At 55.2% G+C, this 25,695-nt stretch carries 23 protein-coding genes; 17 read left to right on the top strand and 6 right to left on the bottom strand.

Annotated elements, in window-relative coordinates:
• Positions 1 to 81: 81 nt before the first annotated feature.
• A complete protein-coding gene (locus DYY88_RS04655) occupies positions 82 to 984 on the top strand; it encodes an ROK family protein (protein ID WP_039725756.1) in 903 nt (300 codons plus the stop codon).
• Between the two features lie 11 nt (positions 985 to 995).
• On the opposite strand, the gene DYY88_RS04660 is transcribed toward DYY88_RS04655, so the two are convergent.
• Together DYY88_RS04660 and DYY88_RS04665 are read right to left on the bottom strand one after the other, a co-directional pair.
• Positions 996 to 1,763 (bottom strand): ABC transporter ATP-binding protein, encoded by a 768-nt coding sequence (locus DYY88_RS04660; RefSeq protein WP_084606978.1) that lies wholly within the window; start codon positions 1,761 to 1,763, stop codon positions 996 to 998.
• A 99-nt stretch (positions 1,764 to 1,862) separates the two neighbouring features.
• Positions 1,863 to 3,125: an FtsX-like permease family protein gene (locus DYY88_RS04665; protein WP_039725757.1), complete on the bottom strand. Its 1,263-nt coding sequence runs from the start codon at positions 3,123 to 3,125 to the stop codon at positions 1,863 to 1,865.
• Between the two features lie 196 nt (positions 3,126 to 3,321).
• Between DYY88_RS04665 and DYY88_RS04670 the strand changes: the two genes are divergently transcribed.
• The gene (locus tag DYY88_RS04670; protein ID WP_039725759.1) at positions 3,322 to 4,890 is read left to right on the top strand and encodes an OmpA family protein; all 1,569 of its coding nucleotides are present in this window, start codon (positions 3,322 to 3,324) and stop codon (positions 4,888 to 4,890) included.
• A 76-nt stretch (positions 4,891 to 4,966) separates the two neighbouring features.
• On the opposite strand, the gene DYY88_RS04675 is transcribed toward DYY88_RS04670, so the two are convergent.
• From DYY88_RS04675 to DYY88_RS04690, 4 genes are all read right to left on the bottom strand, one after another.
• Entirely contained in the window at positions 4,967 to 5,275 is a 309-nt protein-coding gene (locus DYY88_RS04675) for an NfeD family protein (protein ID WP_039725760.1), read from the bottom strand.
• Between the two features lie 567 nt (positions 5,276 to 5,842).
• Positions 5,843 to 7,852, bottom strand: a complete 2,010-nt coding sequence (locus DYY88_RS04680) for a sensor histidine kinase (protein WP_163685911.1) — start codon at positions 7,850 to 7,852, stop codon at positions 5,843 to 5,845.
• Between the two features lie 18 nt (positions 7,853 to 7,870).
• A complete protein-coding gene (locus DYY88_RS04685; protein WP_039725762.1) occupies positions 7,871 to 8,563 on the bottom strand; it encodes a response regulator in 693 nt (230 codons plus the stop codon).
• A 339-nt stretch (positions 8,564 to 8,902) separates the two neighbouring features.
• Positions 8,903 to 9,448, bottom strand: coding sequence for a hypothetical protein (locus tag DYY88_RS04690; protein ID WP_160299512.1), 546 nt, complete (start codon positions 9,446 to 9,448; stop codon positions 8,903 to 8,905).
• 112 nt (positions 9,449 to 9,560) lie between these two features.
• Between DYY88_RS04690 and folD the strand changes: the two genes are divergently transcribed.
• The 15 genes from folD (at position 9,561) to DYY88_RS04765 (ending at position 25,623) form a co-directional block, all read left to right on the top strand.
• On the top strand, positions 9,561 to 10,457 hold the full coding sequence (folD, locus tag DYY88_RS04695; protein ID WP_039725763.1) for a bifunctional methylenetetrahydrofolate dehydrogenase/methenyltetrahydrofolate cyclohydrolase FolD: 897 nt from the start codon (positions 9,561 to 9,563) through the stop codon (positions 10,455 to 10,457).
• A gap of 21 nt (positions 10,458 to 10,478) precedes the next feature.
• Positions 10,479 to 11,387 carry a geranylgeranyl diphosphate synthase CrtE gene (gene crtE / locus DYY88_RS04700; protein WP_039725764.1) on the top strand — a complete coding sequence of 303 codons (909 nt, stop codon included), beginning with the start codon at positions 10,479 to 10,481 and terminating at the stop codon, positions 11,385 to 11,387.
• The gene (locus DYY88_RS04705; protein ID WP_367889262.1) at positions 11,356 to 11,865 is read left to right on the top strand and encodes a divergent PAP2 family protein; all 510 of its coding nucleotides are present in this window, start codon (positions 11,356 to 11,358) and stop codon (positions 11,863 to 11,865) included. The genes crtE and DYY88_RS04705 overlap by 32 nt, the downstream gene beginning before the upstream one ends.
• Before the next feature lie 347 nt (positions 11,866 to 12,212).
• Positions 12,213 to 12,839, top strand: a complete 627-nt coding sequence (locus DYY88_RS04710) for an ABC transporter permease (protein WP_201278949.1) — start codon at positions 12,213 to 12,215, stop codon at positions 12,837 to 12,839.
• 83 nt (positions 12,840 to 12,922) lie between these two features.
• Positions 12,923 to 13,843, top strand: coding sequence for an ion channel (locus DYY88_RS04715; protein ID WP_063776164.1), 921 nt, complete (start codon positions 12,923 to 12,925; stop codon positions 13,841 to 13,843).
• 64 nt (positions 13,844 to 13,907) lie between these two features.
• On the top strand, positions 13,908 to 14,519 hold the full coding sequence (locus DYY88_RS04720; RefSeq protein ID WP_039725766.1) for a biotin transporter BioY: 612 nt from the start codon (positions 13,908 to 13,910) through the stop codon (positions 14,517 to 14,519).
• A 5-nt stretch (positions 14,520 to 14,524) separates the two neighbouring features.
• Positions 14,525 to 15,055: a signal peptidase II gene (gene lspA, locus DYY88_RS04725; protein ID WP_044151066.1), complete on the top strand. Its 531-nt coding sequence runs from the start codon at positions 14,525 to 14,527 to the stop codon at positions 15,053 to 15,055.
• Positions 15,056 to 15,267: 212 nt separating this feature from the next.
• Positions 15,268 to 17,541 (top strand): transglycosylase domain-containing protein, encoded by a 2,274-nt coding sequence (locus DYY88_RS04730; RefSeq protein WP_039725767.1) that lies wholly within the window; start codon positions 15,268 to 15,270, stop codon positions 17,539 to 17,541.
• Between the two features lie 262 nt (positions 17,542 to 17,803).
• On the top strand, positions 17,804 to 18,274 hold the full coding sequence (locus DYY88_RS04735; protein ID WP_039725768.1) for a hypothetical protein: 471 nt from the start codon (positions 17,804 to 17,806) through the stop codon (positions 18,272 to 18,274).
• Positions 18,271 to 18,894: a PIN domain-containing protein gene (locus tag DYY88_RS04740; RefSeq protein ID WP_044151067.1), complete on the top strand. Its 624-nt coding sequence runs from the start codon at positions 18,271 to 18,273 to the stop codon at positions 18,892 to 18,894. The genes DYY88_RS04735 and DYY88_RS04740 overlap by 4 nt, the downstream gene beginning before the upstream one ends.
• A gap of 545 nt (positions 18,895 to 19,439) precedes the next feature.
• Positions 19,440 to 20,837, top strand: coding sequence for an ATP-grasp domain-containing protein (locus DYY88_RS04745; protein WP_039725770.1), 1,398 nt, complete (start codon positions 19,440 to 19,442; stop codon positions 20,835 to 20,837).
• A gap of 221 nt (positions 20,838 to 21,058) precedes the next feature.
• Positions 21,059 to 21,853, top strand: coding sequence for a TauD/TfdA family dioxygenase (locus DYY88_RS04750; protein ID WP_039725772.1), 795 nt, complete (start codon positions 21,059 to 21,061; stop codon positions 21,851 to 21,853).
• A gap of 180 nt (positions 21,854 to 22,033) precedes the next feature.
• The gene (locus DYY88_RS04755; protein ID WP_052456667.1) at positions 22,034 to 22,840 is read left to right on the top strand and encodes a polysaccharide deacetylase family protein; all 807 of its coding nucleotides are present in this window, start codon (positions 22,034 to 22,036) and stop codon (positions 22,838 to 22,840) included.
• Positions 22,841 to 23,018: 178 nt separating this feature from the next.
• Complete coding sequence (locus DYY88_RS04760; RefSeq protein ID WP_039725773.1) at positions 23,019 to 24,920, top strand: thiamine pyrophosphate-binding protein; 1,902 nt, start codon at positions 23,019 to 23,021, stop codon at positions 24,918 to 24,920.
• A 412-nt stretch (positions 24,921 to 25,332) separates the two neighbouring features.
• The gene (locus DYY88_RS04765) at positions 25,333 to 25,623 is read left to right on the top strand and encodes a Nif11-like leader peptide family natural product precursor (protein ID WP_039725774.1); all 291 of its coding nucleotides are present in this window, start codon (positions 25,333 to 25,335) and stop codon (positions 25,621 to 25,623) included.
• Positions 25,624 to 25,695: the final 72 nt, after the last annotated feature.

The following is a 25,695-nucleotide window of genomic DNA, read 5'->3' on the forward strand; positions in this document are numbered from 1 at the left end:
AAACCAATAACGCCTCTCCCCGCCCAACCCTCGGCCAAAATCTGGGACAATGCCTCTGATCTCACATCGTGATGCAACCTCGTGGCCAACGAACCTCAAGTCATCGGCGTTGATCTGGGCGGCACTGCCATTAAACTCGGGCACTATTCCCAAGCAGGAGACTGCCTGGCCCAGCTTGTGGTCGATACCCCCCAACCCGCCACGCCCGAAGCCGTCCTGACGGCGATCGTGCAGGCGATTGACCAGCTCGATCCGGATCGGCAGGTGCGGGCGATCGGCATTGGCACTCCCGGTCCTGCCTGTGCGCAAGGACGCATCGCTCGCGTTGCCATTAATTTAGCGGGCTGGCACGACGTGCCCCTGGCCGACTGGGTCGAAGCCAAAACAGGCTTGCCCACCGTCCTCGCCAATGACGCCAACTGCGCCGGACTCGGCGAAGCGTGGCTGGGCGCAGGGCACGATTTTCAAGATTTGATTGTCCTCACCTTGGGCACCGGAGTCGGCGGTGCCGTCATTCTCAATGGCGAACTGTTTGTCGGGCGCACCGGAGCCGCTGGGGAGTTGGGGCTGATCACGCTCGATCCCAACGGCCCCCCTTGCAATAGCGGCAATCGGGGATCGCTAGAACAGCATTGTTCCGTGCAAGCGGTGCGGCGCGACATGGGTTGCGACCCCGGCAAGTTAGCGGCCCAGGCCCTAGCCGGGGATGAAACCGCGATCGCCTATTGGCAGCAATATGGCCGTTACTTGGGCGCGGGACTGGCCAGCCTGATTTACATCCTGACGCCAGAAGCGATTATCCTCGGCGGCGGCATCAGTGCGGGGGCGGATCTGTTTTTGCCCACCGTCTGGCAAGAGATTGAACAGCGAGTGTTGCCCAGCTCCCGCGAAGACCTGCAAATTCTCACCGCCAAGCTCGGCAATCAAGCGGGCGTCGTGGGGGCCGCCCGGTTAGCCTTAAAGCGGTTTTGTGGCGCGACCTAAGGCGATCGCCCTCATCGCAGTTGGCCATCTTCGAGATCAATGACTCGATGGGCGGCACTCTGCAGCCGGGGATCGTGGGTCACAATCAGGACAGTCGCCCCGGCCTGTTCGGCCAGTTGCTGCAACAGTTGAATGACCGTCGCACCGCTATCGCGATCCAGGGCCGCAGTCGGTTCATCGGCCAGGATGAGTTTGGGCTGATGGGCCAAGGCGCGAGCGATCGCCACCCGTTGCTTCTGTCCACCCGACAAATCTTCCGGCAGAGAATTCGCCTTGTGAGCAATCCCGACTAAATCCAGCAGCTCGATGGCCCGAGCTTGCGCCCGATCTCCGTCAATCGCTAACAAGTTCAGCACCACTTCAATATTTTCTGCCGCCGTCAGGGCCGGGAAAAGATTAAAGCCCTGAAACACAAAGCCCAAATTTTGGAGGCGAAATTGGCTGCGTTGGGCGGGCGTGAGCCGCGTGATGCAGCAGCCCAGCAAATCCACTTCCCCCGCCGTCGGCGTTAGGATGCCGCCTAAGATTGACAGCAGCGTCGTCTTGCCAGACCCCGAAGGCCCCATCAGCAAATGCACCCGCCCCGCTTCCAGGGTCAGATTGATATCTTTGAGTACGCTTTCACATCGAGATTTAGTCGCGTACTCCATACTGATATGCCGGGCGGCGATTGCGGGTTGACCAGGACTCACCGCCCCGAACTCCAGCGGCTGCGATCGCAGTTGCCCGCTGAGGGATTGAGCCGCCAAAACACCACGTTGGAGAAAAGAGATATACATAAACCGACAGGAATTACTGCAAATCGTTAAGAAAGCCAGCTGGACCCATGCTCAAGCGCGAGCAGCTGCGGGCGATCGTCACCGCGCTGGTGGCGCAGCTCAAGCTTTGAAGACCGTCATCGGATCAATCCGACACACCTTTTGCACCGCAAATAGCGCTGATCCGGCACTCATCACCACGGTGATGCCCAAAATACTGAGGGCCGTCAGCGGCGTGATTAAGACCAAAATGCCTTGCGTTGTATACAGCCAGAACCCAAAACCAGAGCAGATGAGCATACTGGGGCCATAGCCAATCACGGCCATCCAGGCCGATTGCTCCAAAACAATTTTGGCGATTTTAGAGTTCGAAGCACCAATCGCCTTGAGGGTGCCAAACTCTTGAATGTGGTCGGAGACGGAAGCGTAAAGAATCTGCCCAATGATCACCATGCCGACGCCAACGCTAGCGATCGCCCCCAGGCCCAACACCAGACCAATGCCCGTTCGGCTCAGCCAATACTGGCGGGTTTGTTGAGCCATTTCCGCCTGGGTCAAGACCTGCATGTGACTCGGCAAAGATGCCTGGATCTGGCTGCGGAGCGTTTCAACCTCAACGCCATCCTCAGCGCTGACCAACACGAAACTGGTCAAGTCGGCCGCCGTCATCGGTTGCGGATCGCTTGGGGGCACTGGGGTACTCGCGCCCCCCGCGGTCGCTCGCGTATTCACATAGGCCGCGTCACAGGCAAAACCGCTGTCTTGCATTTCACACTCCACCGACGACTGCAGCTGAAAGTCCACAAACGTATTCGCATTCTCCAGCGATGTAAACACAAACGCGCTCGATACCACCGACTGGCTCCCTTCAGACCAGCCCTCTACCGTGGCTGGCACCGAACCAATTTGCGCTTGGTCGCCCGGACGATTCACATTGAGGGTATCCAGCGTCGTAGCATCCACCATGACCGCATGGGGCTGCGACAAACTTTGGCGATCGCCCACCACCACCTTGCCCGGCGCAAACAGAGCACCATCCGGCTCAAAGCCAAAAATCCTTACCAGTTCCATCTGTCCCTGAGAGTCGCGCCAGAGTCCGCCCTGCACCGTCAAGCCCTCAGCCCGGGCCACGCCGTCGATCTGCTGCACTTGACCGACCATCTGATACGGAATCGGCATAGACAGTTCCAGATTCACCATGTCGGTTGAGGCCACCCACAAATCAGCCCTCGACTCGTCAATCAACCGCCCCACCGACCGACTAAAACCATGGAGCAGGCCCAGTTGCAGCGTCACTAAACTCACGGCAAATAGAATGCCGGCTTGCGAAAAGCAAAATCTCGGCCGATCTTTCAACAACGACTTGCGAGCCAACGAAACCATAACCCTCTAACCAGTCCCCACACGAACACCAACGTCGTCATCAGTACGAACTCGGTCGTCATTTGGATTTAAAGTGAGAGCGACTACGGAGCAGGTGGACTGCGACCTATGATTTTTGTATGCCCTTGGCCCCATTTTCTGCAATTTTGGGTAAACAAGTTGTAGGCATTTCCAGGGTTAAGGAAACCTCAAATCGATGACAAAAACCAACTATCCCGCCCTGGTCGGTACATTCGTGATTACCGCCGGGTTGCTGGGTGGGGGAGCCTGGTATCTCAGCAAAGCCGCTCCCAACTTATTGGGCAACAGCAATACGACCAATAGCCAGAGTGCGATCGCCCCCCAGGGAGAAACCCAGCTCACCTTGTTGGGGGATACTTTTAGCGGCTACAGCACCTTTCGCAACGCAGCCTTTCAAACCGTGTTGGCTGATACTGGCCTCACATTGGCCTATGGCGACGAGTTCGACCAAGCTGCCCGCGCCGCTGCGCTGGGTTCTGGCGAGGCCGACCTCATCGTCACCACCCTCGATCAATATCTGCAGCAGCAGCCCGAGGGCACCATTGTCGGCATGATCGATCGCACCATTGGGGCCGATGCGGTGGTGCTGAACACGCCTCAATATTCGTCGCTGACCTCACTGCTCGACTTGGCGCCGCTGGTGCAGCAGGCCCAGAGCCAGGGACAATCCCTCAAAATCGCCTTTGCGGGCGATACGCCCAGTGAATATTTGGCGCTGGTGCTGGATACCAAATTCGACGCCTTTAACCTGGCCGATTTTGAAGTGGTGCGGGTGGCCGATGCCTCGGAAGCCTGGGCCCTGATGCAAGACCCCAACGAAAATGTGGCGATCGCCGTGCTGTGGGAACCGTTCGTGGCCCAGGCTCGCCAGCAGGGCTACACCGTCGTCCTCTCCAGCAACGACGCGCCCAACTCCATCGTGGATGTGATCGTCGCCTCCGATCGCCTCATCCAGTCCCGCCCCGAACTGATATCCGCCTTTCTGGAAAACTACTATCGCCGCATCGACTCCAACGTGCGCGATGCTTCGCAACTGCAAACCCAAATTGCCGAAGATGGGTCCCTCTCCCCCAGCGACGCCGGAGCCGTTTTGCAGGGCATCGACTTTTTCACCGCCGCCGAAGCCCAAACCTGGATGACCGATGGTACCTTGCAGCGCCGGATTGAAGCGATCGCTGCCGTCCTCGTGCTGTCCGGTCGCCTGAATGATTTGCCCAGCAATCCCGCCGACCTGTTCACCGCCGCCTACTTAAGCGACGCCGCCCAAAATACCCAAACCTTAATTGAACTGGTGCGGGCCGACAATCCCGAACTCGCCGAACGTTTGGCAGGCAGCACCGAGCAAACCCTCAGCATCCCGCAAGTCACTGCCGAGGAGGTGCAAGCTGCCCCCGACATTGGCAATCTGGACGTGCAGGGCAAAGTCGAATTTGGCACGGGTTCCGCCCAGCTCACCGCCGCCGGACAGCAAACCCTGCAAGGGCTCGTCCAAGAAATTCAAGAGTTCAACCCGGAAACAGTCGCCGTGCGCGTCATCGGCCACACCTCCCGCACCGGCGATCCGGGCCTCAATCAGCAGCTCAGCCAAGCCCGCGCCCAAGTCGTAGTGGACTATTTGCGCAGCCAGGGCATTCAGCACAACATCGTGGCAGAGGGCAAAGGCTTCTATCTTCCCCTCTCCGGTGTTGACCCCACCGACTCCGCTCAACAGCGCACCGAGATTCGTCTCGTGCGAGTGAACTAAAACTCAAACGCCCCGGCCAAGGAACTTACCTTAACCGGGGCGCGGTTTCATTTACTAGTGAACATCAATCACATGCTTAGCAGGTGACACAGGCCTCAATCGGCTCCACCACCAGAATATTGGCGCGGCGGCCCAGCACCTTGACTCGCGTCTCTTCTTTTAGGGTTATGGGGCGATCGCAGCAAGCCCGCCAGCGGACTCCCTGAAACCGGACCCGACCGAGTTGCCCCGGTTGAATCTCCGTCTTCACTACAGCAGTTGACTCTGATTGGGCATACCAAGCCGCTTGATCGCTATCCAGAAAGTCATTCGTTAAGGGATAAGTCGTTTCGAAGAAATTCGTGTCCTCCAAATCTGAGCTGAACAGTGTTTTCAACAGGTTCATGATGATCTCCCTTACGAGATTCATCTAAAGGGTAGTAATTTCCCCGAGGCTCCCTCAATGCGTTTTGATTTGAATTCGCTGCAGAAAGTAGCAATGCTTTCAGCCAAAAGCACACCAAGTAGCGGCTTAGATTCAACCCAGAATCCAGCCGTCAATCGGGCAGAATGCTCATCCCAGCTTGTCAAACAAAGGCATGACGCTGACTGCCATCAGACGTCTTTGCACAACAATCAGCAGCGTTGGTGTCGACCTGAGGCCGCTGACGCGCTCAGTCACCAAAGCCATAGTGAGAAAAATATAGCTGTTAAATATGGATGGCTCAAAGGCGCATACCAGAGGTCGACGTTCGACCAGTGGGAGGCTCGCCCCCGGGCGGGACATAATCCGCTTGCGCACTTAAGCTAGCCCCGGCCAAGGTTGCAGCCGCGATCGCGACTACCACAGCAGTCCGCGATAAAAAATAATAGCAACTTGATAGATTCATAGTCTTTCTTCCTTATGCCTGTAAACACCCATTTGTCAGCAAACAAAAATAGCCCAGCCGTCGAACAAGCTCAGCAAGAGTCATCAACTTGTGTTGAAGGATGATGGCCAACTCAGCTCGCAAACCGTGCCGCCATTAGGCTTAGAAAACCGGGCAAACTTACCACGTAATAAAGTCTCTAAACGATAGAAAGACTGGGTGCCTTCTCCCAGATGAGAGGACTGAATGCCAGGGCCATTATCCTCTATCTTTAAACTGTAAAATTCGTCAAGATGTTTTCCAGAGACTTGAATTCTAGTGGTTCCAATTGCGTGTTTACCAATATTTTGCAGTGATTCTTCTAGGAACCAACAAAGCTGGCGTTTAATATCCAAATTGAGCGTTTTACAGTTAAATGGTTCGATCGCGACTGCCCGAACTTTCACTGTTTCAAATCCGGGCAATTTACGTTGTACGGCCAAACTGTAAACTTCGTACAGCACCTCGTGCATCGGGTGTGTCAGATCAAGTTTGATATCACCCTCAGAATAGAAAAAATAAACATCACCGATCGCTTCTTGCCTGAGTCTTTCCCCCACACCGCGAATTTCTTTATTGAGTGATTCTAGTTCTTGAACAATGTGGTCTTGTTGTAAATTGCCGTCTTTAGCGCTGCGCAGCAACCGTGATAGTCGTTGTAATGGGCCAGCATGAATGGCACTAAATGCTCGCTCGATCGCTTTGCGCCGCTCAGCTTCTAACACATTTGCTTGGCGCAATTTGGCGCGTTGAGTGAGTAAGGCTCGGCGCTGACTGCGGTAGTTAAAACCGAGATAAGTAATGCCTGCCAGGGGTAAACAAATCGCCATCGGAGTCACTGGCAACCACAACCCAAATTGCACAATGCACCAATAGCAAAATAGGAAGCCGAGGACAGTACAGGCCAAGAGCGCGATCGCCCCTCGCGCCGATGTTCCAACTGAGAGGCTCACACAGATGCCCGTCAAGCCAGCACCAATAATGAGCAAAATTTCCGCACTCGGGGGCAGTGTATGTAGCAGCGGACGACCATCAACAACCGCGTTTATCAGTTGACTCGCACTATGCGCTTCTAGTTCTGCCCCCACAATACCCATGCGAGGAATAATCGCATCTTCATCAATTTCTCCTTGAATCAGACCAGAGGAAGCAGTAACCGGAAGGAATCGCGGAAAGTCAGAATCAGTTTGTCCAACGATGACTACTTTCCCTTCTAAAAAACTAGGTTCTAAAGACCGACTAAACAACTCAAAAGCATTAATAATCTGAAAGGTGCTAGACCCCGAGCGAAAATTCAGCAAACTTTGAATATCACTAATATTCGTCTCTCGATGATATCCTCCACTGTGAAGCTTTAATATTGGAATTTTTATAAATGATTCAGTATCTTCTAATTTGAATACAGGTATATCAGGTTGTCGAGGATGGTTTTCTAAACCATATCCCTGCGTCTCAAGGTAGGCTTCTGCGAGCTTAAAGGAAAACGAAAATTTAAATGGATTGTTGTCTGGAATACCATCGCGATCATCTAAATAAGACCCGAGAAACGTACGACGAATTCGTCCATCCTGATCTGTGGGAGCATCATTCATGCCAAATTGCTGAGCGATTATCGCTTCTGACAATTCTTTGGGTGGATCGATAGTGCGTGGTGGTAGCACTTTTTGAACGCCAATCAAATTTGGATGAGATTTGAAGAGTTCGACAAGTTGCTCTCTTCCAGGAGCATTACTTTGATCATCCAAAAAGATATTCAACCCAACCACTGCAGGGTCAGCAGATAATACAATTTTTAATAACTCAGCAATTCGTTGCTCGGTGAGTTCTGTGTGATCGTTTTGATTTATGAGTAACGTATTGCGCTCAAACAAAACGATGACGATGGCTTCGTCAGTCTCTTCTGAGAACCGATTTTGAAGCAAAAAATCGAGCGTTTGTAGCTCTAAACTGGTGAATAATCCTAGACTGCGAGTGAGTAAAACTCCGGCAATGATGGCGTAACCGATGGGCCATTTCGAAGACTTACGAGCCAGACGTTTTAATCGGCGAGTTGGTGCTTTGAAGAATGGCAGCATCGTCATTATTGGCTAGTGCTATTCAATCAGACCTTCGTCGCGGGCTTTGAGACAAGTGACGATGCGGAGATTGCGCCCTTCATTTTTAGCGTCCTCAGGAAAAATGCCCAAAACGTCGTAAATCTTACTCCAATAGTTGCGCACCATGCTTTCTGAAACGTGGAGATGCTTGGCGATCGCCCGATCTTGGTATCCCTCTTTACAGGCTAAATCCAGCGTTTCTAACCATTCCGGCTTCAGCTCCAATCCCGCCTTTAAACTACGAATATCGCGGGTGTGCGTGTAGCCTTGCAGAGCCGCCTTGAAGCGTTCAAAGGCCTTTTCCGTAGAGCTATCTTTGCTCGTAACGGTGAAGCCACCCCGATGATTATCGATGTCAGGAATGATGCGTACCAGGGCGTCGGGATAAGAGGTGTGAACCGCGATATTCAAAAAAGGATGCTGCAGCATCAGCTCCTTTAGAAACTGAATGCCCGCTTCGGTCGAGGCGCTTTCTCCCGCGCTCTGGGGCAACTGCAAGTCCAGCACCATCAAATTGGGCTCTAACCGCTGTACGGCTTCGCGCGCCTCTTGCAAAGTCGTCAGCGTTTCCAGGTCGATATTGTTGCCAAATCGCTCAAGAATACTGTGAATACCCGCCAAGGTGGTGGGATGGTCTTCGACCACGAAGATGGTGTGGCGATCGCTGCCAGGAACCGTGGAAGCAGTCATAGGCTCTCGGGAACACGGGATAAATTGCGAGGGTGGAGATGCAACCGAAGTCATGGTAAAGCTCTGAAACAGATGCAGGGCAAGGCCACTGGCTCAGGGCCGAGAGAACATATCTCTCTATAGTGGCGCGAAATGTCTGCACCCTCAATGGTGAAAACTATAGACTCCATGCCAGTAAAGTTTGAAATGAATTGATTCCCTGAGGGGCGCGGACGAATGAACGAGCCAATTTGGTGGGTGCTGTCGGGGCGCGGGCCAGCGCTTTTACCACAGGGCGCTTTCCTGAGCCCTCATTGCTGAGCCTTAGCAAAATTGCCCGCCAATATCGAATCCGTGTGATTAGCCTGCGTCATCCAGCGCCGGGGATTCGTCAGGATTGGGCGCTGCTTCATCAGTGGCGGCGGCGGGGGTATCTGGCGCCGTGAGGGTCCGTGACGTTTCGCGGAGATAAAAGTCACTGATGTCGATGCCCTCGACAGCGATCGCCTCCACTTCCACAATACCGACCACGTTGACAGTCGCCGCCACCGCCGGGACCGACTCATTACTCAGCACCCAAACTGTGCCGCTATCATCCTGCACTTGATACAGTCCCCCCGTCAGTAGCGGTGCCTGCTGCACCACCGTGCCTTCGATATGCACCGTCTCGTTCGTTTGCTCAGCGGTCAGCGATTGAATGGCCACCGTCGGACGCACCAGTTGGGCGATGCCCGATGGCAGATGGACTCCGGCAGATTCGGGTTGCCCCGGCAGCGTCGCCGCTGAACTACAGCCCACCGCAACCCCAGCAGTGAGGCCGCCAATCCATCCTTGTAAGCGTCGGGTCAGTCGTGCCATTGAGAATCGTTTAGGATAAGGAGCCGCTAAATCTGAGAGACTGGACATGGTGGCAGAGTCGTGTGATCGCCGCCGTCCAGGCGCCATCATCACACCAGTCACTAAGGGTAAAGTTATCCCTCGTATCAGCCATTGCTCATTAGGGTAGCTTAGGAGATTCATGACGCAAATTTTGGATGGCAAAGCCTTAGCCAAAACAATTCAAGCCCAGTTGACTGCCAAGGTGCATGATTGGACGCCACAGGTAGGACGTCCCCCAGGCTTAGCCGTCATTATGGTGGGGGATAACCCGGCGAGTGCCGCTTACGTGCGGAATAAGGAGCGGGCCTGCGATCGCGTCGGCATTGCCTCCTTTGGCCAAAAATTACCCGGCGATACCCCCCAAGCGTATTTAGAAGGGCTGATTGCTGAGCTCAACGCCGATGAGCGCGTTGATGGAATTTTGCTCCAGCTTCCCGTTCCCCAGCACATTAACGACGTCACCCTGCTCAATACCATTGACCCCAATAAAGATGCCGATGGTCTGCACCCGGTCAACCTGGGTCGCTTGGTGCGCGGCGAGCCCGGCCTACGCAGTTGCACACCGCTGGGCGTGATGCAGCTACTGCACGCTAACGGCATTGACATTGCAGGCAAACAGGCGGTGGTCATTGGTCGCAGTATTTTGGTCGGCAAACCGATGGCCCTGATGCTGCTAGAAGCCAACGCCACCGTCACCGTGGCCCATTCTCGCACCCACAATTTGTCGGCGCTGACTCGCAGTGCTGATATTGTGGTGAGTGCGATCGGGCGATCGCATTTTCTCACCGCTGACCACATTCAAGCGGGCGCGATCGTGGTTGATGTCGGCATTAATCGCATTGAGACATCGGCAGGCCAGTATCGGCTCGTTGGAGATGTAGACTATGAAGCGGTTAGCCCCATCGCCTCGGCCATTACTCCAGTGCCCGGCGGCGTTGGGCCAATGACGGTAACCATGCTGCTGCACAATACTGTGCTGAGCTATTGCCAACGCATGCCGGCCCTCGCCCATGAGCGCGGCACGCTCTTGTCTTAACCGATACAGGTAAGTAGGGGAATGACTTCTTCGACCAAAATGACTTTTGACCTCAAAACGTATTTGCGCGATCGCCAACAGCGCGTCGAAGCCGCCCTTGATGCCTCGCTCTCCATCGGGTATCCCGAAACGGTTTACGAAGCGATGCGGTACTCCTTACTTGCTGGCGGCAAGCGGTTACGTCCTATTCTTTGCCTCGCCACCTGCGAACTGCTCGGGGGCACCGACGCCATGGCCATGCCCACCGCCTGCGCCCTGGAAATGATTCACACCATGTCCCTCATCCATGACGACCTACCCGCGATGGATAACGACGATTATCGTCGGGGCAAGCTGACGAACCACAAGGTCTATGGCGAAGATGTCGCCATTCTCGCGGGGGATGCCTTGCTGACCTATGCCTTTGAATTTGTCGCCACGCAAACTCAAGACGTCCCCGCCGATCACACGCTGCGGGTCATCGCTGATTTAGGCAAAGCCGTGGGGGCCGAAGGGCTTGTGGGCGGACAAATTGTCGATTTGGCCTCAGAAGGGTTAACCGACGTGAGTTTAGACACCCTCAACTACATTCACACCCATAAAACCGGCGCGCTGCTTCGGGTTTCCGTCACTTCAGGCGCAGTCTTGGCGGGAGCCGATGACGCTCAGGTCAGCACCCTCTCGCAATATGCCAATAACATTGGCCTCGCCTTTCAGATCATTGACGACATTCTCGACATCACCGCCACGTCCGAAGAACTCGGCAAATCAGCGGGGAAAGATTTGGCTGCCCAAAAAGCCACCTACCCCAGCATTTGGGGCCTGGAAGAATCCAAACAGCAGGCCCAGACGCTGGTGGCAACCGCCAAAGCTAGCGTGTTAGAGAGCTTTGGCTCAGCGGCCCAGCCTTTAGTGGCCCTTGCCGACTTTATTGTTGACCGGACTCATTGATATCCCGCTAGAAACCATGCACGACATTGGTGAAATTTTGCAGAATCGCGTCCTGATTGTGGCGCTGATCGCGTGTCTAATCGCACAATTGCTCAAGCTAGTCTTCGAGCTCATTGTGCATCGCAAAATTAACGTCCGGGTATTAGTCGAAACCGGGGGCATGCCCAGCTCTCACTCAGCATTGGTGACGGCGCTGGCTTGTGGCATTGGCGAAACAATGGGATGGGCCAGTCCGGCGTTTGCGGTGACAACCGTGTTTGCCGTCATTGTGATGTATGACGCCGCTGGGGTGCGACAAGCCGCTGGCAAGCAAGCCAGAATCTTGAACCAAATAATTGATGAACTCTTCCAAGAAACACCGGAGTTTCATGAGGAGCGCCTGAAAGAGCTACTGGGACACACCCCAGTGCAGGTCATCGTCGGCTCAATGTTGGGGTTTGTGGTCTCGTTGGTCGCGGCATCCAGTTTTCAATACTAGGGCCTGACAGCAGGGCACGATTGACTTCATGGGCAGCGAGGATGACCGCCGTGCAGTGTCAGAGTGCGCCTTTCATCGGCTGCTTTTCGACTGTTTGCAGCCCATGGACACCTTAGCCGTATCGAGAGATGCGACTGAAGGAGATCTCTAAAAACAAAAGACCCGGCTGTGGTGCATCACGCTGCGCTCATGCCCCCCTACGAGTAAAGACCTCTTTTCCAGAAACCTCCTCAGTCTTGCGATATGGTGAGACGTATCGTGTGGGCCAGTCGAAACTGCCCGGCAATCTTTGAGGTTAACCGGCACCGCCGCAGAGTTCTCCCCATTACCAGTCATCACCGATCGCCATGTGGCAGCAAGCTTGGGCCTATGCCCTCGACAACAGTGACAAGTTTGTGGCGGCACTGCAACAGCACTTGCTGTTGGTAGCAGTGCCGTTGACGATTGGGATTGTTTTCGGGCTGCCGCTGGGCTGGTGGAGTGCCCAGTCCAAAACGGTTTCCACAGTGGTGATTAACGGCTTCAACGCCTTGCGAGTGATTCCCAGTTTAGCGGTGCTGTTTTTGGCGATTCCGGTGTTGGGTCTCAGTTTCGCGTCAGCAGCGATCGCCCTCACCCTGCTGGCCATGCCGCCGATTCTGATCAGCACTGACGTGGCCTTCCGCACTATCGCCCCCGCCATTCAAGAAGCGGCAGTAGGCATGGGCATGAATCAGTCCCAAATTTTGCGCCAAATCGAGATTCCCCTGGCGTTGCCTGTGATGATCGCGGGCATCAAAACCGCCACGGTGGAGGTCATCGCCAGTGCCACGTTGGCGGCGTTTGTCGGTGCGGGAGGGCTGGGGGATTTTATCGTGTTGGGCTTTGCCGCCTATGATCCGGCGATCTTGCTCGTCGGGGCGGTGCCGGTGGCCTTGCTCGCGCTCATCGCAGAAATCAGCCTCAGTTGGCTGCAGCGATCGCTCCAGCGATGAGTCCACTTGCTGAACAGACGAGTCTACCGGATCCATCCTCAGCGATTTTTCCGTAAAATCGAGGCAGCTAGCGGACTGCTGCCATGACGCTGAAATCGACGATCGCTGCCTATCTGGATGACACCAACCGCGAGACGGGCGGTTGGGTGACGGGAGCGATCGCCCTGCTGACGGTAGCCGCTGGCGTGCTAGTGGTGCTCAGCACCTATGAAGTTTCCCCTGCCTGGCACCCGCTATTGCATCTGGCCAGCGGTGCTATTTTGCTCTTGTTCATCACAGAGTATGGCTTGCGGCTGTGGACTGCCGAGCGCTGGTGGCGCTATGTCTTTAGCGTGTACGGCTTGGTGGATCTTGTGGCGATCGTCTCCCTAGTGCCAGGAGTATTTAACCTGCCGGGACTCCAGTTATTGCGCTGGCTACGAGTGTTGCGGTTGGCTCGCCTGTTAAGCGATCGCGCCATTCTGGCCCGCATTACTGCTGCCGACACCCTTGCCGTGGTACGCATCATCTTTACCGTCATCGGCATCATCTTCGTCTATGCCGGCCTGATTTTTCAGGTTGAAGAACATTATCAACCGGAAACCTTCAGCACCTTTTTTGATGCGGCCTACTTTGCCGTGGTCACCATTACCACCGTGGGGTATGGCGACATCACCCCGGTTTCAGATGCGGGACGGCTGTGCACCATGTTGATGATTTTGACGGGCATCGCCCTGATCCCCACCCAGTTAGGCGACCTGATCCGGCGCATCATCAAGGTTTCCAATTCGGTAGAGCGGCCCTGCGATCGCTGTGGTGCGGTGCTGCATGATCCCGATGCGCTCTTTTGCAAACGCTGCGGCGCATCGCTGATGTTGCCCCCCTTGTTTCAGCAACTGTCAGATGACGAAGCTACCGCCTTAGCCTGGCCGCAGACCGGGCGCGAGGCGCCTCCAGAGGACTCCCTCATCACCGCTAGCTCAACCGATGCGACCACTGCCCCGCCCCCGCAAAATTCAGCGTGATAATCCGCAAAATTGCGGAGTGATTGGGACGCAGAGCGATACAATATGCCTTTTGCAGCGGCGTATGAGTGTACGGGCAGTGTCACCTCTAGATCTTCTCTGGGCCTTAATTGGGTTGGTGCTGACCATCGCCGCAACGTGGTCAGAAGCTTTTATTACCAACGCCCCTTGGGATTGGAGTGAAACCGGCATTCAGGTTTATTCCCTGGGCGTCAGTTTTCAAGTCGGGGCCGTTTTACTCACGGCCTGCGTCGGTGGCAAAAATGCGGCGACCCTGGCCCAGATTGCTTACATCACCCTGGGGCTCTTACTCTTTCAATTTTTTGGCTTGCCCATCTTCACCCAAGGCGGCGGCTTGGGCTACGTGCAAGAGCCGAGTTTTGGCTATTTGCTGGGATTTATTCCCGCGGCCTGGGTTTGTGGGTATCTGGCGTTTCGCGATCGCCCTAAACTGGAGTCATTGGCGTTCAGCAGTCTGTGCGGTTTGGGCGTGATTCACGGCTGTGGGTTGGCCTATCTAGCGATCGCCTCGCTGGGGGGCTGGTTACAGCAGGTGACCTTTCCCGCTTGGGAGGCAATTTTGGCTTACTCCTTGGCACCGCTGCCAGGACAGCTCATTATGGTATGTGCCGTCTCGGTGGCGGCTTATCTGCTGCGGCAACTCTTGTTTTATTGAGGCTTATGAACAAGCTTAAAAATCCGTATTTTTGGGTTGCGGCAATTATTGGCTTAGCGCTAGACCAACTCACCAAACTTTGGGTCGTCAATAATTTTGAGCTCACCATTCCCCCAGAGACGATTCCCCTCTGGCCGGGCGTCTTCCACCTGACCTATGTCACCAACACCGGGGCGGCCTTCAGCCTATTTAGTGAAAATGGCGACTGGTTGCGGTGGCTGTCGCTCCTCGTCAGTTTGGCGCTCATCGCGTTGGGCTTATTGGTGACCCTGGCCAATCGGTGGGAGCAGGTCGGCTACGGCTGCATTCTCAGCGGTGCAGTGGGCAACGGCATCGATCGCTTTCTGAACGGCGAAGTGGTGGACTTTTTTGATTTCCGCCTGATTCGGTTCCCGATTTTCAACGTGGCGGATGTTTGCATCAATATCGGCATCGCGTGCCTGATTATTGCGGCGTTTCGGGTGTCTCATGACGACACTTCGGGGGGGAACGGAGGCAAACCGGCCAAAAAGGGCGGTAAAAAGCTGAATTCTTAGGGCGCATCATCACTTCCTGCCAAAACCCTGGCGGAGCAAGCATTTTCGCGCTCGCACTCCCGAGACAGACGAGGGCCTGTCGTCTGTCTGCCGCCAGCCTTTGACGATTAAATGAGGACAGGCCCTAGGGACAGTCTGGCGATCGCCCCTATCGATACGGTGTCTCCGAGCGTCGGTCAGTAGAATATTCATCAGTTCTTTTTTGTGCGCGTATGAGTTCCTCGTCACCGCCACCTTCACCCCCGCCCCCGCCTCAGACCCTGCTGGGCAATGTGACCCAAGCCTTTAAGGCGGTGCAGCAAAAAATTGACTTTTCCAAAATTGCGCTGAAGTCGGGGGCGCGTCCCGCTCAGCTAGAGGTGTCCTATCAGGACAAGGTCGAAACCTTTCCGCTGCTGGGCGATCGCTACCTGCTGGGCCGCAGTTCCCAACAGAGCGACATCGTGGTCAATAGCCCCATCGTCAGCCAGATTCACACCTCGATCACCCGCGACCCTAATCGGCCCGGTCGGCCCTTTGTCATCAAGGATAAACAATCTACCAACGGCCTGTATCACGGCAAAAAGCGCCTCAATTATTGGGTGATGCAGCATGGCGATGTGTTAACCCTCGGCCCAGCAGATCTGGCCGACGGCGTCACGTTGCGCTACGTCGATCCGCCGCCCGCCTACATGCAAGGGCTGAAGTATGGGCTGTATGGGTTCACCGGCATCACGGCGATCGTGGGCTTTTGGATTGTGGCGCTGGAGTGGCCCAAAATTCCCATGCGGCCCTTTCCCGAGTCGGTGCAGGGGCCAGTGGTCATCTACGCCGAAGAAGGGGGCGAAGTCGTGCCCCTGCGGCCCGAACCGACCCAAGCCCACCAAGAAAATCGCCGCATCGCCGATTACGGCCCTTACTTGCCCAAAGCGGTGGTCGCCTCCGAAGACACCCGCTATTACTGGCATTTGGGCATTGATCCCCTCGGGATTACCCGTGCCCTGGTGACCAACATTCGCGGCGGCGAAATCCGCGAAGGCGGCAGCACCATTACTCAACAGCTGGCCCGCAGCGTCTATCGGGAATATGTGGGCACGGACGACTCCGCCGGACGCAAAGTGCGGGAAGCGGTGGTCGCGCTGAAGCTCGAAAGCTTTTACAGCAAGGATGATCTGCTGCTGTTTTACCTGAATCGGGTCTTCCTCGGCGGCAATTTATACGGCTTTGAAGACGCCGCCCAGTTTTACTTTGGCAAACCGGCTAAGGATCTAAATCTGTCGGAAGCGGCGACGTTAGTGGGCATTTTGCCCGCGCCCAATGCCTTTAACCCGGTGACGAATTATGAGGCCGCGGTGGCCTATCGCGATCGCGTCCTCGATCGCATGACGGCCCTCGGCATGGTGAGTGCCGAAGAAGCCCGCCGCGCCCGGCGATCGCGCATCGAAATTAGTCCCGACGCCCGAGAGGAACTGCAAAGTATCCGCGCTCCCTATTTCTACAGCTACATCTTTCGCGAGTTAGAAACGGTGCTGGGCAGCGGCCTGGCGCGGGAAGGCAACTTCATCGTCGAAGCCACGCTGGATCTGGACATGCAAGCCGATGCCGAAGCGGCCCTGCAAAGCCATATCACCACCACCGGCGCCGCGTTGAACTACAGCGAAGGGGCGATCGTCACCCTGGATAGCACCTCTGCTGCCATTCGCGCCTATGTCGGCGGCGTCGATTTCCAGTCCAGCCAGTTCGATCGCGCCTCCCAAGCACTGCGCCAGCCCGGTTCCACCTTCAAAGTCTTTGCCTATGCCGCCGCGCTAGAGGATGACATTCCCCCCGGACAGACGTTTGACTGTAGCGGGCTAACCTGGAACGGCCAATTTTTCGACGGGTGCCGTTCTGGGGCTGGAGCCATGAACATGCATGACGGTCTGGCCCTTTCGGAAAACGTCATCGCCATGCGCATTGCCCAAGAGGTCGGCCTCAACTCGGTGATTCAAACCGCTCAACGCCTTGGCATCGACAGCGACCTAAACCCGGCACCAGGTCTAGTCTTGGGCGAAAGTGAAGTGACGCCGCTAGAGCTGACCGGGGCGTTTGGGGCGATCGCCAACGACGGCGTGTGGAATCCGCCCCACGGCATCCGGCGCGTGCTCGACAGCAGCGACTGCGCCGACCCCAACGACGCCAATAGCTGCCGCGTCATCTACGAATTTGGTCAAACGGGCGACACGAACCAACAGGCCATCTCGCCAGCGATCGCCCAAACCCTCACCGGGCTCATGCAAGGCGTCATCCAAGGCGGCACCGGACGCAGCGCCTTTATCGGCCTAGGCGAAGCAGGCAAAACGGGCACCACCAACGACAACCGCGATCTGTGGTTTGTCGGCTACGTGCCCAATCGCGATCTGGTCACTGGCGTGTGGCTGGGCAATGACGACAACACACCCACCAACGGCAGCAGCGGCAATGCCGCCGAGCTGTGGGGCACTTACATGAGCGATGTCACTCGCTAGATGCTATCGATGACAGTAAATAAACCACAAGCAAACCAAAACCCACAATGCATGACTGATTACACCGAACTCGTCTACTTAATCACCCACATCAGGGTATTAGACTGACATATTTCCACCTATACATCCATATAGGGAAGTTATGTAACATGCGTCAGTCAATCAATAGTTATGCCTCTTAGATCTTGGTGAGGATGCACCCAAAAGTCCGCTAGCTAGGAGTTAGCATTAGTCAGTAGCGGTTTTGCGGGAGAAGCTAATTATGGCTATTGGATCTGATTCTAGTTGGGACTTAGCAGTTGATAATCGTAGCGGACAACTGGCTCTTGTCGTTGAGATCAAACGCAAAACCGATGTGTCGCCAGAATGGGCCGCCAAGCTACGTCGAAATATCTTTGCACACGGAACTTTCCCGAAAGCTCCATATTTTTTGATGGTGTTTCCAGATAAATTTTACCTATGGTCTGATGCTGAGGCCTATCAGGATCAGGGCGAACCTACCTACACTATTAATGCCTCTCCAATTCTTCAGCCTTACTTTGAGAGAGCAGGAGTAACTGCTGACCAAATCAGTGGAGCTAGTTTAGAGCTTATTGTTATGTCTTGGCTTGGAGAAATAATTCATTCAGAACAGTTGCCTGAAAACCTTGATGCTTCTCAGCAATGGTTAATTGAGTCAGGACTTTATGCTGCCTTAGCTGGAGGAAAGCTTGAGCATGGGTTAGCTGCGTGAACATTTATGTTGAGACAAACTTCGTTCTAGAACTAACCTTTGAGCAAGAGCAATGTTCAAGTTGTGAACAGATTTTACAACTTTGTGAAGCAGGAAAAGCAAAGCTCATCCTTCCAGCTTATAGCCTTGCTGAACCTCATGAAAAACTGAGCCGTCAAGCACGAAGCCGTCGAGAACTGCAACAGTCGTTAGATGCTGAGTTGCGGCAGCTTTTACGAACAGCCCCTTATGCAAGCCGTATCAAGAGTATTCAGGATATTGCTAGCTTAATGATTCAAAGTAATGAGGAAGAAAGGCATCGTTTTGTTCAATGTCGCGATCGGCTCCTTAAAGTTGGAGAAATTGTTTCGCTCAATGCCAATATATTGAGTGAAGCAGCCTCTTATGAAACTACTTACGACTTAACACCACAAGATGCCCTTGTATATGCATCAGTTATTACTCATTTACGACAGGATTTACCAGGACAGGCTTGCTTCTTAAATCGAAACTCTAAAGATTTTGATAGTCCTGACATCATTGATGAACTTAGACAACTCAACTGTAAAATGATTGCACGGTTTGATCGTGGACACGGCTTTATTCAGTCACAGCTGCCATCTGAGCAGCCAGAGGCATAACCAATCTCTGTACAGGAACGCTACAAGCTACTTAGCTGGGTTATAAAGGTTTATTGCATCCAGTGAGCTTGGTCGTTAAAGGTTTTGGTTGGCACGCCTTCCACCTGTGACCATTTTTCAAGAATTGCTGGCGATCGCTACCATCAGCGCGTCACTCATCAAGAACTAGCAGCGATCGCCCCACTCATTAACCGTTTGAGCCACATTGGCTCCATGTCGGCACACAAGTATCGGCGACTCATCGACTTTGATGATTCAATACAAAGGTTATGGAATCAGCGGTGAGTCGATGCAGCCCACAATCAACCGTCCACAACCTAAGCCGAAAGTGCAACCGCGATCGCATCCCCTCCGCAAAAGGCTGCGGTTTTTAGCAATTGTGGGGGCGATCGCCGCCAACATTTGATCACCTCTCAGAAACTGACAGCGATCGTCTTCAAGCACTGCGGAGAAAAATACCTACTTTGATCGTCGATATGAGCTGAGCCTGTTCTTCAGAACGGACGCCGCGCACATTTTCGACTGACAGGAGGGCTAAAACCGCGATGCCGAAATCGACTGAGGCCACATTGAACGGTTCGCCCGCGATCGCCGATGCCCAGTTGCAACTCGCGATCGCCTATGCCGACCAACGAGATTTGGAATCGGCCAGACGACATGCCCAGCTCGCCGCCGCACAGGCAACGCCAGACTGGCCCAACCTCGAATCGCTCGGCGTCCTGCTGTTTCAGTTGAGTCGGTTTTCAGCCGCGCGTCGTCTGCTCACCCAGGCGGAACAAAATAGGCCGTTGGGCAGCGAAGCACTCAAAATGCTGGCAGCGCTGTACCGCCGCTCGGGTGAAACCGCCAAAGCGCGACACTGCATTGCGGCTTGGGTGCAGCTCGACGCGATCGCCGCCCCCAACCATCCCCATCCCGACCGCCCCAACATTCTGCGTCTGCGCTCGGTAGAAAAAAGCTACTTCGGCATCAAAACCAATCGGAAAACGGGCTTGCGGTACTGCTGGCTCAAAGGGGGCCACTTTTCTAGCAAAAATCTGATTGACCGGAGCCGCTGCAACCTCTATGTCGGCACGGTGTCCGGCCACAACCCCATCGGGCCGGAGGCGCTGCCGGGTGTTGACCTGATCGTCAATGGCGTCAGTTGCGCTGATTTGGACCCGATAGGGCTGAACCACGTCGAAGCCTGCCTGGCCAACTTCCCAGACGTGCCCGTGATTAACCCACCCAGCCAGGTGCGCCACACCACCCGCGCCGAAAACGCCCGCCGCCTGGGCGTCCTCCCCCACGTCATCCTGCCGCAGGCCGAGCTGTTCCGGCTCGAAGGGGCAGCAGCGGCGATCGCCACTCAAATAGAAGCAACCGGACTGAGCTACCCGATGATCGTGCGCCATCGCGGGACGCAGACGGGCAAAACGGTGGAAAAGGTTGACCACCGTCCAGCCCTGGTCGAGTGGCTAGCGGCCCAACCCCCAGGCACCGAGGTCTACGCCACCGCCTTTATCGATTGCCGCTGGCCAGACGGCTACTACCATAAGACCCGCGTGTTCTTCATTGACGGTGAGTTGTTTCCCGTTGCCAGCTTAGCCAGCGACACCTGGCAAATTCATTCGGGCGATCGCTATCGCATCATGTCGTCCACGCCCTCCACTCAGGCAGACGAGCAACGGTTCCTGAACGATCCCGCCGCGTACTTAGGCCCCAAAGCCTTCGATGCGCTCTACGCCATCTGCGACACCATTGGGCTGGATTTTTTCGGCATTGACTTCACCCTCGACGCTGAGGGCAACGTCATCGTGTTTGAGGCCAACGCCGCCATGCGCCACAACTTCGACCACGCGGAAAACTTCCCCTACACCCGCCCCCATTTAGAAAACGTCTCGGCAGCGTTTGCAGCCATGCTCGACCGGCGGCTCACCGCGAAAATGTCGCCTATCCCATAGCGTCTATGCGCCTGCCCCAGAGAGGCGATCGCGCCCCATCACCATCACGTCGGGCCACATCATGGCCACTCTCCCAAAGTTTTGACGTCACTATGCTGAGGAATGGGAATTTATTTTCGTGTGGACAGCCGTCTCGGCTGCCCAAGCTCAGGCAAGATATCTGCCCAGCAAAATTGGACTTTATCCAACCCTGTTTTCTGAATCCATGCAACCCTAAATCGATGACCCGATTACACCTGGCTCAATTTGTTGGACCAACAGGCCAACTCGCCACCGAGGCGACCCGCAAACTTGCAGCTGAACTGCTCACCGCGCTCAGGACTCCGCCGCATTGGCTAGTGTTGGTGACAGACCAGCAGCCCATTGATCTCGATGGGGTCATCAACCTGTTGACGGCAATGGGGCAGCCGCAGGCGATCGCTGACAGGGACTTGCCGCGCATTTCGACCACCAAGATCCAGGTGGATACGCAACAGGCAGCGCGTCCTGGCAAGGTGACCCGCTATAGCCGCACCCCCGATGCCCTGCCACTGCATACCGATTGCAGCAACAAGACCGTCCCCCCCAACCTGGTGGCATTTGCGATGGCACGCCCCGATCCCCAGGGCGGCGGCGAGAGCGTGATGTTGTCGGCGGCGGATTTGGTGCACGACCTGCCCGCAGACCTGGTCAGTCACTTGCGTCAGCCGATCTTTCCATTTACCGCCAAAAAGCGGTACCCAATTCTGCAGGGTGAGGGTGACGAGGTGCAGATTCGCTATTACCGACAACAGATCAACTCGGCGCTGAGCCAGCAGTGTACGTTGTCGGACGCTGCCCAGGCCGCGATCGATGAGTTGGAACGCTACTTGGCACTATCCCAGCGATCGGTGCGCTTCGCCATGCAGGCAGGCGAGGTTGTGATCATGGATAATCGGCGCGTCTTGCACGGTCGCAGTGCCATGGCCGCCAACAGCCCCCGTCTGATGCATCGGTTCCGGCTATCCGTCCCAGCCCTGTCCACAGTTGAAGCATAAGTCACGAACCGATTAGCCGCTTCGATAACACAGTGCTAGAAAAGTACCGATCCAGCCGAGAGCGATCGCCCCACTCATTAACCGTTTAAGCCACATTCACTCCACATAGGCTCACAAGTTATCGGCTGCTAATCAACTTTGATGATTCAATACAAAGGTTATGGAATCTGCGGTGAGTCGATGCAGCCTACAATTAACCGTCCCAAACCGATCGCACCGCCGCGATCTCGCCCCCTCCGCAAAGGGCTGCGGTTTTTGGCGATTGTGGGGGCGATCGCGCTCTCGATTTTCCTGTTTGATCGGGCTTTGTGGCCCAACCGCTACCTGCTCGCGCCCTGGGTGTTTGGCGACGCCATTTATCAGGTACAAACCGCTGAAAAAGTGGTGGCACTCACCTTTGACGATGGCCCCGACCCACGTTACACCGAGCAAATTGGGCAAATCCTCGCCGATGCGGGAGCCCCCAGCACCTTCTTTGTCATGGGGCGACATGTGCAGCAGCATCCCGAACTTGTGCAGACCTTGATGGCCCAGGGACACGAACTAGGGAACCATACCTGGAGCCATCCCAGCCTCAAAACCAAATCGCCTGCCACGATTCGCGATGAACTGGAATCGACCGATCAACTACTGCGCGACCTGGGGTATACCCAGCCGATTCCCTTCCGCTCGCCCTATGGTCACAGTTGGTTCACGCTGCCCCACGTGCTCAAGCAACGCGACCAGGCCAACATTTTGTGGACGGTGCAGATGAACGACTGGAAACCCGAAGAACCGGACGTAATGATGGCGCTGCTGGCTCCCAAGTTTGGCAACGGGGCGATCGTGCTGATGCATGACGGCGATGGCGAGTCCGAAGGGGCCGATCGCAGCAACACCGTCACCCTGGTGCAAATGATTTTGGACAAATACCTTGCCGAAGGCTATCGCTTTGTCACCGTGTCTGAACTCCTGACCCAGGGAAAACCGATTCGCCGCTGGTCCTAATTAGCTCGCCGATAGGGTCAAATTTTAACCGCCTCTTGATAGACGATGGGTCGCGATCGCTCTAGATTGATACGGAGGGCATCACGTTTTCTTAACTATTGCCCGCAAATATGAAAGGATAGGGATCGCCTCACGCGCCTATTAATTTACCCACAGTTGTTCACACAGGTTCGCCACTATGACGAAGTTTCCCATTGACCTCAGCGCTTATAAACGCATTACCCTTGATCCCTCAGTCCCCACCCTAACGGATGAACAGCGCGCCGCGCTCAAGTTCAATATCGAACTATGCCGCGATGCGATCGTCTTTTTCACCGCTACGGGTGCTGCTCGCGGCGTGGGTGGCCACACTGGCGGGCCCTACGACACCGTCCCCGAGGTGATGATCTTGGATGCGATTTTCCGAGGCAATGAGGACAAGTACGTCCCCACCTTTTTTGACGAAGCAGGCCACCGCGTCGCCACCCAATATTTGATGGCCACCCTGAACGGCGACTTGCCAGCCGAACAACTGATGCAGTATCGCGCCGCCGGCTCCACCCTACCCGGTCACCCGGAGTTGGGCCTAACCCCCGGCGTCAAATTTAGTTCCGGTCGTCTCGGTCACATGTGGCCTTATGTCAACGGCGTGGCCCTGGCGAATCCTGGCAAAGCGGTTTTCTGCCTCGGTTCTGACGGTTCTCAACAAGAGGGCAACGACGCTGAAGCCGCGCGTCTCGCCGTAGCGAACCACATCAATGTGAAACTGCTGATTGACGACAACGATGTCACGATCGCGGGGCATCCCTCCAGTTACATGGGTGGGTACAGCGTCAAGCAAACCCTGGCAGGTCATGGCCTCACGGTGCTAGAAGGTGATGGCGAAGACCTCGACACACTTTACGCCAATATCTGCAAAGCGATCGCCACCCCCGGCCCCGTCGCGATCATCAACAAGCGGCCCATGTCCGTCGGCATTGAGGGCATCGAAGGCAGCACCCACGGTCACGATGTGATTCCGGTGGACGCCGCCATCAAGTATTTGGAAGCGAAAGGCCATGCAGAAGCCGCCACCATTCTAAAAACCACTGAGAAACCCAAGAACACCTACGAATTTCTCGGTTCCTCCGACAAGGTCGGCGCTAACCGCAACGTCTTTGGCGATGCCGTGGTCGAAATTCTGGGCAGCATGGACGAAACCACCCGCAAAGACAGCGTCCTGGTGGTGGATAGCGATCTGGAAGGTTCCTGCGGTCTCGCCCAAATTCGCAAGGCGCATCCCGAAGTCTTTATCAGCGGCGGCATCCAAGAGCGGGGCAACCTGTCCGCTGCCGCCGGTTTTGGCATGGAGAAGGGCAAACAGGGCATTTTTGCGACCTTCGCCGCTTTCTTAGAAATGTGTATTTCTGAGATCACCATGGCGCGGTTGAATTACTCCAACCTGCTGTGTCACTTCTCCCACTCCGGCATTGACGACATGGCCGACAACACCTGCCACTTCGGTCTCAACAACATGTTTGCCGACAACGGGTTAGATGACGGCTACGACACCAAGCTCTACTTCCCCGCCGATGCGAACCAGATGAAAGCAGTGGTGAAGGCGGTCTTTAACGATCCCGGTTTACGCTTCATCTTCTCCACCCGCTCTAAAGTCCCTTATCTATTGGATAGCAGTGGTAATGAGATTTATGGCGGTGACTACACCTTTACCCCTGGTAAAGATGAAGTGATTCGCGAGGGCACGGCAGGCTACATTGTCACCTTTGGGGACTCCGTCTACCGCGCGCTCGATGCGGTGGAGCGACTGAAGCAAGACGGCATCGACGTGGGTCTGATCAACAAAACGACGCTGAACGTCGTTGATGAAGACATGATGGCGAAACTCGGCAAAGCGCCGTTTGTGCTGGTAACGGAAGCCTTTAACCGTCGCACAGGCTTGGGCAGTCGCTTTGGGTCCTGGCTATTGGAGCGAGGCTATACGCCGAAGTTTGCCTACATCGGCACCCATGAAGAAGGCTGCGGCGGCCTTTGGGAACAGTTTCCCCATCAGGGCATTGACCCCACGGGCATCATGGCCAAAGTCAAAGAGCTCGTGGGCTAAGCAAGCTCCCAAAAGTCGTAGGGGTTTGGCAATGCCGAACCCTTATAGTCGGCCTCTAAGCTTACAGCCGTTCACGCAGAGCCATTGAGTATTCACGAACGGGAGGAGTCGGTCCGACTCCATCAGGGCATTGATCCCGTTAGCATGGTAGCCAAAGTGAAAGAACTGGTGGGCTAAGCGAGTTCCGGAAAGTCGTAGGGGTTTGGCAATGCCGAACCCCTACAGCCAGCCACGAAGCGGTCAGTCGTTCACGTCAGACAAGTGATGATTCACGAACGGGAGGAGTCAGACCGACTGCTCCCGTTTTGTCATGTTTCAGCGTTTCAAGATTTGCAAGGGTCTATTGCGGTTTTAGTTTGTTCGCCATGAACCCGAGCAGACTAAAAGTATATTCACCATTCAAAAGCTGTATATGTCTAAAGAAAACGCCCTCGACTTCCTCAAGCAAGCTGCTGATAACTCGACGCTATCGGAACAGGTCAAAGAAGCCGATGAGAAAACAAAGATCGTTGATTTAGCCAAGCAACACGGTTTTGAATTTTCGGAGGACGACATGAAAAAAGCAATTCCCGCGATTAAAGAGCAACCGGGCTTCTTTGGTGAGCTGGCAAAAGCAGTGCTAGAACTCTTTGCCCCGGCTCATGATGACTATCCCGCAACTGGCGTTCAACCGTTTACCGGTGAGTTGGGCCGCAAGCATTAGACTGACTGTTGTCTATCGATTTGATCCAGCGCCCTCCGTCGATTCAGTTTGGCGGGGGGCGTCATTTTTGGA

The organism is Leptolyngbya iicbica LK, assembly GCF_004212215.1.
Lineage (GTDB): Bacteria > Cyanobacteriota > Cyanobacteriia > Phormidesmidales > Phormidesmidaceae > Halomicronema > Halomicronema iicbica.